We start from the raw sequence: 13,071 nt of genomic DNA, 5'->3' as shown, positions 1-13,071 counted from the left end.
GTTTTATCCGGGACCGCAACTCCAAGGTCGGCGCGGAAGCCACGGGTGTCACAGGCGTTCGAAGCCGCGCAGCAGCTCCCAGTCGGTCACCGCCGCGTCGAACGCGGCCAGTTCGACGCGGGCGTTGTTCGCGTAGTGCTCGACCACCTCTTCGCCGAAGGCCTCGCGGGCCAGGGCGCTCGACTCCCACAGGTTCAGCGCCTCGCGCAGCGTCGCCGGCACCCGCGGCGCCGCGGCGTCCTCGTAGGCGTTGCCGGTGTAGATGTCCTCCAGCGGCAGCTCGTTGCGGATCCCGTGCAGGGCGCCGGCCACCAGGGCGGCGATCGCCAGGTACGGGTTCACGTCGGCGCCCGGCACCCGGTTCTCCACCCGGCGGGACGCCCCGTGGCCCACGACGCGCAGCGAGCAGGTGCGGTTGTCCTCACCCCACCGCACCGCGGTCGGCGCGAAGGAGCCGGCCTGGTACCGCTTGTACGAGTTGATGTTCGGCGCGTAGAGCAGCGTGAACTCGCGCATCGTCGCCAGCAGGCCGGCCATCGCGTGGTGGAAGACCGCGTCGCCGACCGGGCCGCCCGCGTCGCGCAGCGAGAAGTGGATGTGGCAGGAGTTGCCCTCCCGCGCGTTGGGCTTGGCCATGAAGGTGATGGAGACGCCCTCCTGGGCGGCGATCTCCTTGGCCCCGTTCTTGTACAGCGTGTGCCCGTCGGCGTTGCGCAGCGCCTCGTCGTAGCGGAAGGCGATCTCGTGCTGGCCGAGGTTGCACTCCCCCTTGGCGCTCTCCGGCACCAGGCCGGCGCCCGCCATGTCGTTGCGGATGCGCCGCAGGAGCGGCTCGATCCGGGCCGTCTGGAGCAGCGAGTAGTCGGCGTTGAAGACGTTCGCCGGGGTCAGGTCCCGGTAGCCGCGCTTGTAGGCGTCCTCGTAGCTGTTGCGGTACACGATGAACTCGAGTTCGGTGCCCGTGAACGCCCGCAGGCCGGCGTCGGCGAGGCGGGCCAGCTGCGCCCGGAGGATCTGGCGCGGCGAGGCGAGCACCGGGCCGGACTCGTCGAGCCAGCTCAGGTCGGCCAGCACGAGGGCGGTGCCGGGCTGCCACGGGATGCGGCGCAGGGTGGCGAAGTCGGGGATCATCGCGAAGTCGCCGTAGCCGCGCGCCCAGCTCGACATGGCGTAGCCGTCGACCGTGTTCATCTCGACGTCGACGGCGAGCAGGTAGTTGCAGCCCTCGGTGCCGTGGGCGACGACCTCGTCGAGGAAGTGGCGTGCGTGGAACCGCTTGCCCTGCAACCGCCCCTGCATGTCGGTGATCGCCACGACGACGGTGTCGATCTCGCCCTCGTCCACGGCGATGCGCAGCTGCTCGACGGTCAACATCGGCTTCCCCTAAAGGTCTAGTACCAAACCATAAACTCAACCCAACAGGCCGCGCAACAACGCCGCGGTGGCGTCGCAGTGCTCCTCCATCTCGGCCCGCGCCGTGGCCGGGTCGCCGGCCAGGATCGCCTCCACGACCCGCTCGTGCTGGGCGTCGGAGTGGTCGAGATTGCGCCGCAGGACCGGGATCGCGGCCAGCAGCCGGTCCAGGCGCAGTTGCACGTCGGCGATCGCGGCGGTGACCGACGTCGAGCCGCTCGCCGAGGCGATCGCCAGGTGCAGCCGGGAGTCGTTGACCCGCCGGGTGATCGGGTCGCGGGTGCGGGCCGCGCCGAGGCAGGCGACGAGGTGCGCCCGGTCGGGCGCGGACAGCGCGCGGGTCGCCGCGAGGGCCGCGGCGCCCGGCTCGAGCACGCGCCGGAAGTCCAGCGCGTCGTGCAGCGCGTCGCCCATCTCGCGGGCGAGGGCGACGGCGTCGCGGTCGTGCGCGACGACGGCGTCCCCCGAGGCACGGACCACGAACGTGCCGCCGGACCGCCCGCGCCGCGACTCCAGGAACCCGGCCTCACGCAGGGCGGCGATCGCCTCCCGCAGGGTCACCCGGCTCACCTGGAGGCGCTCGGCCAGCTCACGTTCGGGCGGCAGGCGCTCGCCCACGGGCACCAGCCCGAGCCGGATCGCCTGCGCGAGCCGGGCGACGGTGATCTCGAAGGCGTTGCCGCCCCGCACCGGGCGCCACATCGGCACGCTCGACAAGGGCTCCGCCGCCACCGGCATCCGTCCTCCCGCGTCGTGGTCCGGGCCGGGACTCCCGGCCCGGACCACATCATTCCCTACTCAGTGGCCTTGGCCGTGGCCGATTCCGGGGCCTCGTCGATCGTCCGGATCGGGCCGGTGAACCAGTGCTTCGCCGACATGAACCACCAGGCCGCGGCGCCGCCGATGACGATCAGGATCGCGATCGGCGCGTAGTTCACGGCCGTGAACGTGAAGTCCTTGTTGCCGGGGATCGCGGTCGGCGTGAACGGCATGATGAAGTAGATCGAGACCACGATGATCTCGACGACCGCGATCCAGCCGAGCACCTTGTACTTGCTGCCGAGCGTCCACGGGCCGGGCACGAACCGGTCGCCCATCCGCAGCCGCAGGTAGATCGGGATCAGGAACGCGAGGTAGAGGCCGATGACCGCCACCGAGACCACGGCGTAGAACGCAGTGGGCGCGCCCGACGGGCTCTTGTAGAGCGCCGGCAGGGTCAGCACCAGGCCGGCGATGGCCGCGCCGATGATGGCGTTGACCGGCGTGCCGTTGCGGTCCACCTTGGACCACAGCCGCCAGCCCGGCACGGCCCGGTCCCGGCTGAACGCGTAGGTCATCCGGGACATGCTCGTCACGCAGCTCATGCCGCAGAAGAACTGCCCGATCGTGGAGATCAGGATGACCGCCTTGAAGAAGCCGGCGCTCAGCGCGGTCTCGAAGATGGCGCCGGAGAAGCCGTTCGCCGCGGTGATCGCCTCGACGTCGGTCGCCGCGAAGAGGAACGCCAGCAGCAGGATCCAGCCGCCGATCGCCGAGTAGAAGATGGACTGCCAGAGCCCCTTCGCGGCGGCGGTCGAGGCGCCCTTGGTCTCCTCGGAGACGTGGGCGCAGGCGTCGAAGCCGGTGATGGTGTACTGCGTGAGCAGGAAGCCGAACGGCAGCACCAGGAACCAGTAGGTGGCGTCGGAGTAGCCGGAGTTGTTGAACCGCTCGGTGAACACGAACGAGAGGCTCTGGTGCTTCTCCGGCACGAAGACCAGGATCAGCACGACGACCGCCGCGCCCGCGACGTGCCACCACACCGAGACGTTCTGGAGCACGTCGATGATGTTGTGGCCCCAGATGTTGATCGCCACGTGGGCGGCCAGGATCAGCACGAAGAGCAGGAACGTCAGGTTCAGGTTGCCGCTGTCCCACGAGCTGTAGGCGTCGAGCACCAGGCTGAGGAAGGTCGCGCAGCCGTAGTCGACCGACGCGGTCACCGCGATGAGCCCGACCAGGTTGAGCCAGCCGGTGAACCAGCCGTGGACGGGCTTGCCCATCTTCGCGGCCCACCAGTAGATGCCGCCGGCCGTCGGGTACGCCGACACCAGCTCCGACATGCAGAACCCGATGATCAGGATGAAGATCGAGATGAGCGGCCAGCCCCACGAGATGGCGATCGGACCGCCGTTCATCCAGGCCTGGCCGAACGTCGTGAAGCAGCCGGCGAGGATCGAGATGATGGAGAACGAGATGGCGAAGTTGGAGAACCCGCTCCACTTGCGCCGGAGCTCCTGCTTGTAACCCAGTTCGGCGAGCCGCCGCTCGTCGTCGTCGAGCGGCCGGTCGGCCTGGGTCGGCGATGCCGACATGGGCACCTCCTCGGTGCTAGTGCTTGGGGGTGGTGGTGTTCCTTCCGGTCACCGCGTCGAGCAGGCCACCGAGCCCGGGGTCGTCGAGCGAGCGCCGGGCCTGGCTCCACTTGTCGGCCGCCTCGGCGGCGTAGTCGAAGCCCGTCGCCGTCAACAGTCCATGGTGGACGGTGAACCACAGCGCCCAGGTGACGTTGGACGCGATCAGAAAGAGCCGCACGCGGGCGACGAGCGCCGGTGTGCGGTCCGCTCCGAAGTAGGCGCCGGCGAGGAGCTCGACCTGATCCGGGTCGTAGTCGGCCTCCGCCGCGATGTCGCCCAGCTCGAACGCGGGGTCATTGTTGCCGGACAGCTGGTAGTCGATGATCCGGACGCCGTCGCCGGTGGCGATGAAGTTCTCGGCGAGCAGATCGTTGTGGCACGGTACTGCGGGCAACGGCGCGACGCTGAGCGCTGCCCGGATCTCCTCCACTGTGGACGTGCGGTCGAGGTACCCCTCCGGCAACGGCAGCTCGTGCCGGGCACAGACGGCGAGGAGCTCGTCCCGCTTGGCGAAGATGTCGAAGGCGTTGCCGAACGCCGGACCGGCGTGCAGCCGCCGGCAGGCCTCGGCGATCGCCGGCACCACCGCCGGATGCCGCACGTCTGCGGCGTGGAGCGTGCGGCCGGGCAGGAACTCCAGCACGACCGCGGGCACGTCCTCGAGCACCGCGTAGACCCGGGCGCCCACGGTCTCGGCTGCCCGCACGGTGTTGACGATCTCCAGCTCGGGCGGGATGCCCAGGCCGGCCGCGGAGACCGCCGGCTCCAGCACCCGCAACACGTAGGGCTGGCCGTCGACGTCCACGCGGAAGATGTGGTGCGACAGGCCACCGTCGAGGCGCTGCCACTCCACAGCGCGGCCCACCCACGACGGGACCCGCTCCAGCAGGTCCGCCACTGACGGCACCGCGCTCATGACCCGGCCCCTTCGCCGCGATCAAACGCCGGTTTCGTGCCTTTAACGTGGCTGGCCCGAAGTGATCGGCGTCATGGTGTGCAAGAGTTAACGCCCCCGTCAGCCGCCCGTCAAGAGGACCGCTCGCGTTTACCTGGCGGAAACAAGTGGCACGGCTTCAGACCTTTTCCGCTGCCGATCCAAGGGCCACAATCATGCGATGCTTCCCGCAACCGCGCGTGTGGTCGTCATCGGCGGCGGGGTCGCCGGCTGCAGCATCGCCTACCACCTGGCCCGCCTCGGCTGGACCGACGTGGTGCTCGTCGAGCAGCACGAGCTCACCGAGGGCACGACCTGGCACTCGGCCGGGTTCGTGGGCCAGCTGCGGTCGACGATCAGCCAGACCCGGATGATCATGTACTCGTCCGGCCTCTACGCCGAGCTGCGGGAGCGGACCGGCCTCGACCCCGGCTGGCGGGGCGTCGGCGGGCTGCGGCTGGCGACCACGCCCGCGCGGGTCGAGGAGCTGCGCCGGCAGGCGAGTTCGGCCACCACGTACGGCCTGGACATGGACCTGCTCGGCCCGGCCGAGACGGTCGACCGCCTCCCGCTGCTCAACGTGGCCGACGTGCGGCTCGCCGGCTGGCTGCCCGGCGACGGCTGGCTGGAGCCGGCCCAGCTCGCCGAGGCCCTGGCCGCCGGCGCGCGCTCGCTCGGCGTGCGGATCGTCACCGGTACCCGGGTGACCGGCATTGTGGTCTCGAACGGCCGGGTCGGCGCGGTCGACACGTCGGCCGGCCGGATCACCGCCGAGGTCGTCGTCAACGCGGCCGGCGCCGCCGCCGGGCAGATCGGCCTGCTGGCCGGCGTCGACCTGCCGATCGTGCCCATCAAGCACCAGTACGTCGTCTCGGAGACGCTGGGCATGCCCACGATGGAGCTGCCGACGGTCCGGGACCCTGATCGCATCGTGTACTTCAGGGGCGGCGACGAGACGGGGCTGCTCGTCGGCGGGTACGTGCGCGACCCGTCCCTCTTCTGGCCGGCGTCCATGGACCGGCCGCGGACGCTGTTCGAGCCCGACATGCCGAAGTTCGCCGAGTCGTGGGAGAACGCCCGGCACCGCGTGCCCGCGCTGCGCGACCTCGGGATCGCCCGCGTGGTCCACGGCCCGGAGGCGTTCACGCCCGACGGCGAGTTCCTGCTCGGCGAGACGCCCGTCGCGGGGCTCTGGGTCGCGGCCGGGTTCTGCGTCCACGGCCTGGCCGCCGCCGGCGGGGTCGGCAAGGTGATGGCGGAGTGGATCGTCGACGGCACGCCGGAGTACGACGTGTCCACGATGGACGTCCGCCGCTTCGGCGGGCACGCGGCGAGCCGGCGGTGGGCGAGCACGAAGGCCATCGACGGATATTCGCGGTACTACGACGTGGTCTACCCCGGCCAGGAGTGGCAGGCGGCCCGCCCTCTGCGCCGTTCCGCGGTGTGGCCGCGCCTCGGCGAGCTCGACGCCGCGCTGGGCGAGAAGGCGGGCTGGGAGCGGGCCAACTGGTTCGGCGTGAACGCCGGGCTGACCCCGCAGGCGCAGCGCCCGAAGGGCTGGGCCGGCCGCTTCTGGTCCCCGGCCATCGCGGGCGAGGTCGCCGCGACCACGTCCGCGGCCGGCCTGTTCGACCAGTCCTCGTTCGCCAAGCTCGACGTCCGCGGCCCCGGCGCCCTCGCCCTGCTCAACCACCTGTGCGCGAACGAGATCGACCGCCCGGTCGGCTCGCTCGTCTACACCCAGCTCCTGAACGCCCGCGGCGGCATCGAGGCCGACCTCACCGTGACCCGCCTGGGCGAGCAGCACTTCCGCGTCGTCACGAGCACCGCGTGCGGCGTCCGCGACGCGGACTGGATCCGCAAGCACGCTGGTGACGACGTGCTCGTCGACGACGTGACCGGCGCGTACGGCTGCCTCTGCCTGTGGGGGCCCGCCGCCCGCGACATCCTCCAGCCGCTGACCGACGCGTCACTGTCCAATGCGGACTTCCCGTTCATGCGGGCCCGCCGCCTGACCGTCGGCCACGTCCCGGTGCTGGCCCAGCGCGTGACGTACGTCGGCGAGCTGGGCTGGGAGCTCTACGCCTCGACCGAGTACGTCCTGACGCTGTGGGACACCCTGAGCGCCGCCGGCCAGCCGATGGGCCTGCGCCCGGCGGGCTACCGGGCGATCGACTCGATGCGGCTGGAGAAGGGCTACCGGGTCTGGGGCTCCGACCTGACCACGGACACCGACCCGTTCTCGGCCGGCCTGGGTTCGTTCGTACGCCTGGAGAAGCCGTTCCTGGGCCGCGACGCGCTGACGGCGCTGCGGTCGGCCGGCGGCCCGTCCCGCGTCCTGCGCTGCCTGGTGCTGGACGACCCGGGCACGGTCTGCCTGGGCAGCGAGCCGGTCCGCGTGGCGGGCGTCGCCTCCGGCCGGGTCACGTCGGGCGGCTTCGGCTACCGGGTGGGCGCGTCGATCGCGTACGCGTACCTGCCCGCGGAGGTCGAGATCGGCACCGCGGTCGAGGTGAGCGTCTTCGACCGCTGGATCCCGGCCGTGGTGCGGAGCGAGCCCCTCTACGACCCGAAGATGCTCCGCGTCCGCGCCTGACCGCCGCTGTTGAGCGTGGGAACTCGCGCGACCACCGCGGACGTCAAGCGCGGCCGGCAGGTCGCGGGTTCTTGGGGCGACGGCGACGGCAGCGTCCGTGCCGCCGGGGCGGATGCACCGGCGGCACGAGCGGTGTCCGACGGGAGCGACGGTCGCACGCCCGACGGTGATTTGGCAGTCTCGAGAATCTAGAGCTCGGGCCGATCGATCACCCGCAGCCAGCTGCCGTCGGGCTGGCGGCGCACCAGCTGGACGCGGCCGCCCGTGCCGTCCTTGGGGCGGGTCGACGTCAGGGCCAGGTCTCCGTGGGTGATCGTGGGGAGCGCGTCCTCGGGCTCGAACTTCGGGACGTGCTGGAGCATCTGCTCGAAGACCGCGCGCATCGCCTCGCGGCCGACCGTGCGGGAGCCCGGCGGGTACGCGAGCACGGCGTCCGGCTCGTAGAGCTCGGTCAGGCCCGCCGCGTCGCCCGCGTTGGCGCGCTCGACGAACAGGCGCGAGATGTCTTCCGGGGTCATCGCCTTCATGCCACTACCCTCGCGCGGCCTCAGTCAGAAGTCCAAGCGTGGTTTGTGATCGGATCTAGAATCATTCGTTATGGAGCTCCATCAGCTCGTGTACTTCGTCGCCGTGGCCGAGGAGGGTGGGTTCACGCGGGCCGCGCAGCGGCTGCGCATCGCTCAGCCCGGGGTCAGTGCGCAGGTCAAGCGGCTCGAGCGGGAGCTCGGGTCGGCGCTGTTCGACCGGTCGGGGCGGGCCGTGCGGCTGACCGCGGCCGGGGAGGCCGTGCTCCCCTACGCGCGGGCCGCGTTGCAGGCCGTCGACGGAGCTCGGGAGGCCGTCGCCGCCCTCGCCGGGCTCGCTCGCGGGCGGGTCGCGGTCGGGGCCGTCACCTCGCACGACGTCGACCTGCCGGGGCTACTCGCCGACTTCCACGCGCGCCACCCCGGCATCGAGGTGACGCTCGTCGAGGACAGCACCGAGCGGCTGGTCGCCGGGCTGCGCGACGGGACCCTCGACGCGGCCGTCATCGCATACGGCGTGCTGCCCGGCGGGCTGGGCGTGCACGTGGTCACCGACGAGGCGCTCGACGCCGCCGTGTGGGACGGCCACGAGCTCGCCGGACGGGAGTCCGTCGCGCTCGCCGAGCTGCGTGACCGGCCGCTCGTGTGCCTGCCGCGCGGGTCGGGCATCCGGGCGATCCTCGACTCGGCCTGTGCGGCGGCCGGGTTTGCGCCGAAGGTCGTCTTCGAGGCCGGGTCGCCCGGCGTGCTGGCCGACCTGGCGCAGCGGAGGCTCGGGATCGCGATCGTGCCGTCGTCGATCTCGCGCCACCGGGCCGGGCTGCGCGCGCTCCGCATCACCGAGCCCGCCTTGCGCGGGCGGCTCGGGCTGGCCTGGCGCCTCGCGGGTCCGGCCGGGCCGGCCGCGGCCGCCTGGCTCGCGCACGCGCGGGCCCGGCTGTAGCGACACCCGGTCGCGTCTGCCCGTAGCCACGTCACCAGGGCACGGGCCCGTCCTCGTCGAAGAAGCCACCCGTGGGCCCGTCCGCGGGTAAGGTCGCCAGGCGCACCGCGGCGATCGCGCCCTGCACCGGCGTGCGGTAGCCGGAGTGGTGGTTCATGTCGGTCGCGCAATAGCCGGGGTCGGCCGCGTTGACCTTGATCGGCGTGCCGCGCAGCTCGTTGGCATACGACACGGTGACCGCGCTCAGCGCCGACTTCGAGGCGTTGTACGCCAGCAGCGGGTTCTGCGCGAAGACGTGCGCCGGGTCGGTCGTGAAGGTGAGCGAGCCCAGACCGCTGCCGAGGTTGACGATGCGGCCGGCCGGCGAGCGGCGCAGGGCCGGCAGGAACGCGTTGGTGACGGCGACGACGCCCAGCACGTTGGTCTCGAACGTCTCGCGCAGCATCTCCACCGGGGTGCCGCTGGGTGGGGCGCCCCGCTCCAGGAGGATGCCGGCGTTGTTGACGAGCACGTCGAGCTCGTCGATCTCGGCCGCCAGCGCGGCGACCGACGCGGGGTCGGTCACGTCGAGCTGGACCGCGGTCCCGCCGACGGCCTCGGCCGCCTCCTTGCCGCGCTGCGGATCGCGGGCGGCGATCAGCACGGTCATGCCGTGGTCGGTGACGAGCGAACGCGCGATCTCGAACCCGATGCCCTTGTTGGCCCCCGTGACGAGGGCGATCCGGTTGGTCATGCATCGAGCATTCACCGGGGGGCGGGAAAGTAGCAGGGGCCTGTCTAACCTGGGATCAGCGATCCCTGGTTACCGTCCGGCGGATTCGGCAGCATGGTGGCATGGACCGGGATCAGCTCGCGGAGTTCCTCAGGAGCCGCCGGGCGCGCGTGCGGCCGGCCGACGCGGGGCTGCCCGACGGCGGGCGGCGGCGGACCCCCGGGCTGCGCCGCGAGGAGGTCGCGCGGCTCGCCGGCATCTCGGTCGACTATTACGCGCGACTGGAGCAGAGCCGCGGCCCCCGGCCGTCGCGGCAGGTCCTGGCGGCGCTGGCCCGGGCGCTGCGCCTGTTCGACGACGAACGCGACTATCTGTTCCAGGTGGCCGGAGAGCAGCCCGGCCCGCCCGCCGGCCCGAGCGCCGTCGTCTCCCCCGGCATCCGCCACCTGCTGGACCGGCTCGACGACACGCCGGCGTTCGTGATCGACGCGAAGTACGAGTTACTCGCGTGGAACCGGATGGCCGTGCGGCTCATGGGCGACCCGGACGCGCACGGGCGCAACATGATCTGGAATGCGTTCTGCGGCCCGTGGCCGCTCGGCGCCGACTCGCCGCCGGAGGCGCAGGCGTTCGCCGACGAGTGCGTGGCCGACCTGCGGGCGGCGTCGGTCCGCTATCCCGGCGATCCCGGCATCCGGTCGCTCATCGCCCGGCTGCGCGCGGCCAGCCCCGAGTTCGTGCGCCGGTGGGAGGAGCACAAGGTGTGCGTGCGGCGGACCACGTTGAAGACCCTGCGGCACCCGGTCTTCGGCGAGCTGGTCCTGGAGTGCCAGGTGCTGCACGCCGACGAGCAGGGCCAGCGCGTGGTCTTCTACACGGCGGCGCCGGGCTCGCCGACCGCTTCGGTGCTGTGCGGCTTGCGGGAGGCGGTCGTCGCGTAGGTCGTCGCGGGGGCCGACTCGCGGACGAAGCGGCCGCTCAGCAGGCCGGCCTGCCGGGCCAGCGCGCCGACGACGGCGGGCACCAGCGGCAGCAGCCAGTCGGCGGCGAGTCCGCGCGCGGGCAGGTGGGCGATCGTGAGCACGGCCAGGGCCGCGACGCCGCCCTGCACGAGGCCGCGCCAGGTGGCCCGGCCGGATGCGGCGATCGCCTCGCGGCGGCCCTTCTTGAAGGCCTTGTCGTCGAGCGCCCGCAGGTCGCGGCGGCCGAGGTTGAAGCCGACCACGCCGGTCAGCACCGCGAGGCCGAGCACGGCGGCGGTCAGGGTGCTGCGGGTGATGAGGTAGCTGAGGCCGAAGACGCCGGCGCCGGCGCCGACCGCGAGCAGGGCGCGAAGCCAGTCCTTCTTCTCGCCGGGGTACCAGTAGTAGCGGGTGGCGTTCGGCGACAGCTGCCTGACCATCTGGCCCATGCGGAGCATCCCATCCGTCGGCTCAAGCGGGTCCGTGGTGATCATCCGCCACGGCCGGGCGACCTGTGGGGGAATCGCCGCTCAGAACAGCACCGTGGCGAAGGTTCCTACCTGCCGAAACCCGCAGCGCTCGTACACCCTGCGGGCGGGGGCGTTGTAGTCGTTGACATACAGGCTGACGGACGGCGCCACCCGGCGCAACGCGTCGCGGACGACCGCCGCGATCCCGCCCCGTGCGATGCCCCGGCCCCGCCACTCCGGGGCCGTCCACACGCCCTGGATCTGGGCCGTGTGCCGGGTCACGACGGCGAGCTCGGCCTTGAAGATCACCTGGCCGTTGACGACCCGGGCGTAGGCGCGACGCGCCCGGACCAGCTCCGCCACGCGGTCGCGGTACGACCGCTCGCCCCCGTCGACGGTCGGCGACACGCCGACCTCCTCGGTGTACATCGCCACCGCGGCGGGGAACAGCAGGTCGATCTCGTCCGGACGCACGAGTCGTACCCCGGGATCGGCGGGCACCGGCGCGAGCGTGGACGTCGCCATGAGCGGCTGGTCGGGCCGCACATCGCGGGACGGCCCCCAGCTCGGCCCGAGCCGCTCCCAGAGGCCGAGCACGGCGTCGGCCGAGCCCACGATCGAGGAGCAGCCGCGCGGCTCGTTGACGACCATCTCGGCGAACGCGGCGACGGCGGCAGGGGTGGCGTGCACCGGGATCAGGTTCGCGCCGAGCCAACAGAGCGACTCCAGGTGGCGGCGCGAACCGTAGCCGAAGATCCGGGCGTCCTGACGCCACCAGGCGAGCCCTGCCATCGAGATCCGCTCGGCGACCTGGGCACCACCGAACGGGTCCTGGTCGAGCAGTCGCTCAACCGAACCGCGCTCCGCGTCGCCGAGGAGCCGCGCCGCCACCGTCAGCATGCGTACAAGCCTGCCAGATCAGCGGAGATGTGGCTGCACATACCCTCGCGTCAGTGAACGGTCACCGAGGGGCCGAGGCCGCGCAGCTCCTCGGGCAGGTCGACCCCCATCTCGTCGGCGAGGCGCAGCGCCTCCTCGACGAGCGTCTCCACGATCTGCGACTCGGGCACGGTCTTGATGACCTGGCCCTTGACGAAGATCTGACCCTTGCCGTTGCCGGAGGCGACGCCGAGGTCGGCCTCGCGTGCCTCACCCGGGCCGTTGACGACGCAGCCCATGACCGCCACCCGCAGCGGGGCCGGGAAGCCGTCGAGCGCCGCCGTCACCTGCTCGGCCAGCGTGTACACGTCGACCTGGGCGCGGCCGCAGGACGGGCAGGAGACGATCTCCAGGCCGCGCTCGCGCAGCCCGAGGGCCTCCAGGATGGCCTGGCCGACCTTGATCTCCTCGACCGGCGGCGCCGACAGCGACACCCGGATCGTGTCGCCGATGCCCTCGGCGAGCAGCGCGCCGAACGCGACCGACGACTTGATCGTGCCCTGGAACGCCGGGCCGGCCTCGGTCACGCCGAGGTGCAGCGGGTAGTCGCACTGCTCGGCCAGCTGCCGGTACGCCCGGATCATCACGACCGGGTCGTTGTGCTTGACGCTGATCTTGATGTCGCGGAAGCCGTGCTCCTCGAACAGCGAGCACTCCCACAGCGCCGACTCCACAAGGGCCTCGGCGGTCGCCTTGCCGTACTTCTCCAGGAGGCGCTTGTCCAGCGAGCCGGCGTTGACGCCGATCCGGATCGGCACGCCCGCGTCCGACGCCGCCTTGGCGATCTCCTTGACCTTGTCGTCGAACTGCCGGATGTTGCCCGGGTTGACCCGCACCGCGGCGCAGCCGGCGTCGATCGCCGCGAAGACGTACTTCGGCTGGAAGTGGATGTCGGCGATGACCGGGATCTGCGACTTCTTCGCGATCGCCGGCAGCGCCTCGACGTCGTCCTGGCTCGGCACCGCGACGCGCACGATCTGGCAGCCCGAGGCGGTCAGCTCGGCGATCTGCTGCAGCGTCTTGTTGACGTCGGCGGTGAGGGTCGTGGTCATCGACTGGACCGACACCGGCGCCCCGCCGCCGACCGGCACGGAGCCGACCATGATCTGGCGGGACTTGCGGCGCGGCGCCAGCGGGGGCGGCGGCACGGCGGGCAGGCCAAGGCTGACTGCGGTCATGAAA

Annotated in this window: 12 protein-coding genes; 3 read left to right on the top strand and 9 right to left on the bottom strand. The window is 72.1% G+C overall.

The window, feature by feature from the left end; all coding sequences use genetic code 11:
* Positions 1-48: 48 nt before the first annotated feature.
* The 4 genes from ABZS66_RS10570 to ABZS66_RS10555 are packed head-to-tail and all read right to left on the bottom strand — an operon-like array spanning position 49 to position 4,725.
* Complete coding sequence (locus ABZS66_RS10570) at positions 49-1,374, bottom strand: glutamine synthetase family protein (RefSeq protein WP_354756837.1); 1,326 nt, start codon at positions 1,372-1,374, stop codon at positions 49-51.
* 36 nt (positions 1,375-1,410) lie between these two features.
* Positions 1,411-2,151 (bottom strand): FCD domain-containing protein, encoded by a 741-nt coding sequence (locus ABZS66_RS10565; RefSeq protein WP_354756836.1) that lies wholly within the window; start codon positions 2,149-2,151, stop codon positions 1,411-1,413.
* Positions 2,152-2,207: 56 nt separating this feature from the next.
* Positions 2,208-3,767, bottom strand: coding sequence for an amino acid permease (locus tag ABZS66_RS10560; RefSeq protein ID WP_354756835.1), 1,560 nt, complete (start codon positions 3,765-3,767; stop codon positions 2,208-2,210).
* A gap of 16 nt (positions 3,768-3,783) precedes the next feature.
* A complete protein-coding gene (locus tag ABZS66_RS10555; RefSeq protein ID WP_354756834.1) occupies positions 3,784-4,725 on the bottom strand; it encodes a choline/ethanolamine kinase family protein in 942 nt (313 codons plus the stop codon).
* A gap of 199 nt (positions 4,726-4,924) precedes the next feature.
* On the opposite strand from ABZS66_RS10555, the gene ABZS66_RS10550 reads away from it, so the two are divergent.
* Positions 4,925-7,339: an FAD-dependent oxidoreductase gene (locus ABZS66_RS10550; protein WP_354756833.1), complete on the top strand. Its 2,415-nt coding sequence runs from the start codon at positions 4,925-4,927 to the stop codon at positions 7,337-7,339.
* Between the two features lie 188 nt (positions 7,340-7,527).
* On the opposite strand, the gene ABZS66_RS10545 is transcribed toward ABZS66_RS10550, so the two are convergent.
* On the bottom strand, positions 7,528-7,857 hold the full coding sequence (locus ABZS66_RS10545; RefSeq protein ID WP_354756879.1) for a nuclear transport factor 2 family protein: 330 nt from the start codon (positions 7,855-7,857) through the stop codon (positions 7,528-7,530).
* Positions 7,858-7,936: 79 nt separating this feature from the next.
* On the opposite strand from ABZS66_RS10545, the gene ABZS66_RS10540 reads away from it, so the two are divergent.
* Positions 7,937-8,806 (top strand): LysR substrate-binding domain-containing protein, encoded by an 870-nt coding sequence (locus tag ABZS66_RS10540; RefSeq protein WP_354756832.1) that lies wholly within the window; start codon positions 7,937-7,939, stop codon positions 8,804-8,806.
* A 31-nt stretch (positions 8,807-8,837) separates the two neighbouring features.
* Here the strand turns inward: ABZS66_RS10540 and ABZS66_RS10535 are convergent, their stop codons facing one another.
* The gene (locus ABZS66_RS10535; protein WP_354756831.1) at positions 8,838-9,539 is read right to left on the bottom strand and encodes an SDR family oxidoreductase; all 702 of its coding nucleotides are present in this window, start codon (positions 9,537-9,539) and stop codon (positions 8,838-8,840) included.
* 101 nt (positions 9,540-9,640) lie between these two features.
* On the opposite strand from ABZS66_RS10535, the gene ABZS66_RS10530 reads away from it, so the two are divergent.
* The gene (locus ABZS66_RS10530) at positions 9,641-10,459 is read left to right on the top strand and encodes a helix-turn-helix transcriptional regulator (RefSeq protein WP_354756830.1); all 819 of its coding nucleotides are present in this window, start codon (positions 9,641-9,643) and stop codon (positions 10,457-10,459) included.
* Here the strand turns inward: ABZS66_RS10530 and ABZS66_RS10525 are convergent.
* The 3 genes from ABZS66_RS10525 to ispG all read right to left on the bottom strand — a co-directional run bounded on the left by ABZS66_RS10525 (position 10,390) and on the right by ispG (position 13,067).
* Positions 10,390-10,929: a hypothetical protein gene (locus ABZS66_RS10525; RefSeq protein ID WP_354756829.1), complete on the bottom strand. Its 540-nt coding sequence runs from the start codon at positions 10,927-10,929 to the stop codon at positions 10,390-10,392. The two genes, ABZS66_RS10530 and ABZS66_RS10525, sit on opposite strands and share 70 nt — an antisense overlap.
* Before the next feature lie 81 nt (positions 10,930-11,010).
* A complete protein-coding gene (locus tag ABZS66_RS10520; protein ID WP_354756828.1) occupies positions 11,011-11,850 on the bottom strand; it encodes a GNAT family N-acetyltransferase in 840 nt (279 codons plus the stop codon).
* 50 nt (positions 11,851-11,900) lie between these two features.
* Complete coding sequence (ispG, locus tag ABZS66_RS10515; protein ID WP_354756827.1) at positions 11,901-13,067, bottom strand: flavodoxin-dependent (E)-4-hydroxy-3-methylbut-2-enyl-diphosphate synthase; 1,167 nt, start codon at positions 13,065-13,067, stop codon at positions 11,901-11,903.
* Positions 13,068-13,071: the final 4 nt, after the last annotated feature.

The sequence above is a fragment of the Dactylosporangium sp. NPDC005572 genome (assembly GCF_040605515.1).
In the GTDB taxonomy this organism is placed as follows: domain Bacteria; phylum Actinomycetota; class Actinomycetes; order Mycobacteriales; family Micromonosporaceae; genus Dactylosporangium.
The sequence above is the reverse complement of the archived record's forward strand: the minus strand, read 5'-3'. Positions and strand labels throughout refer to the sequence as shown.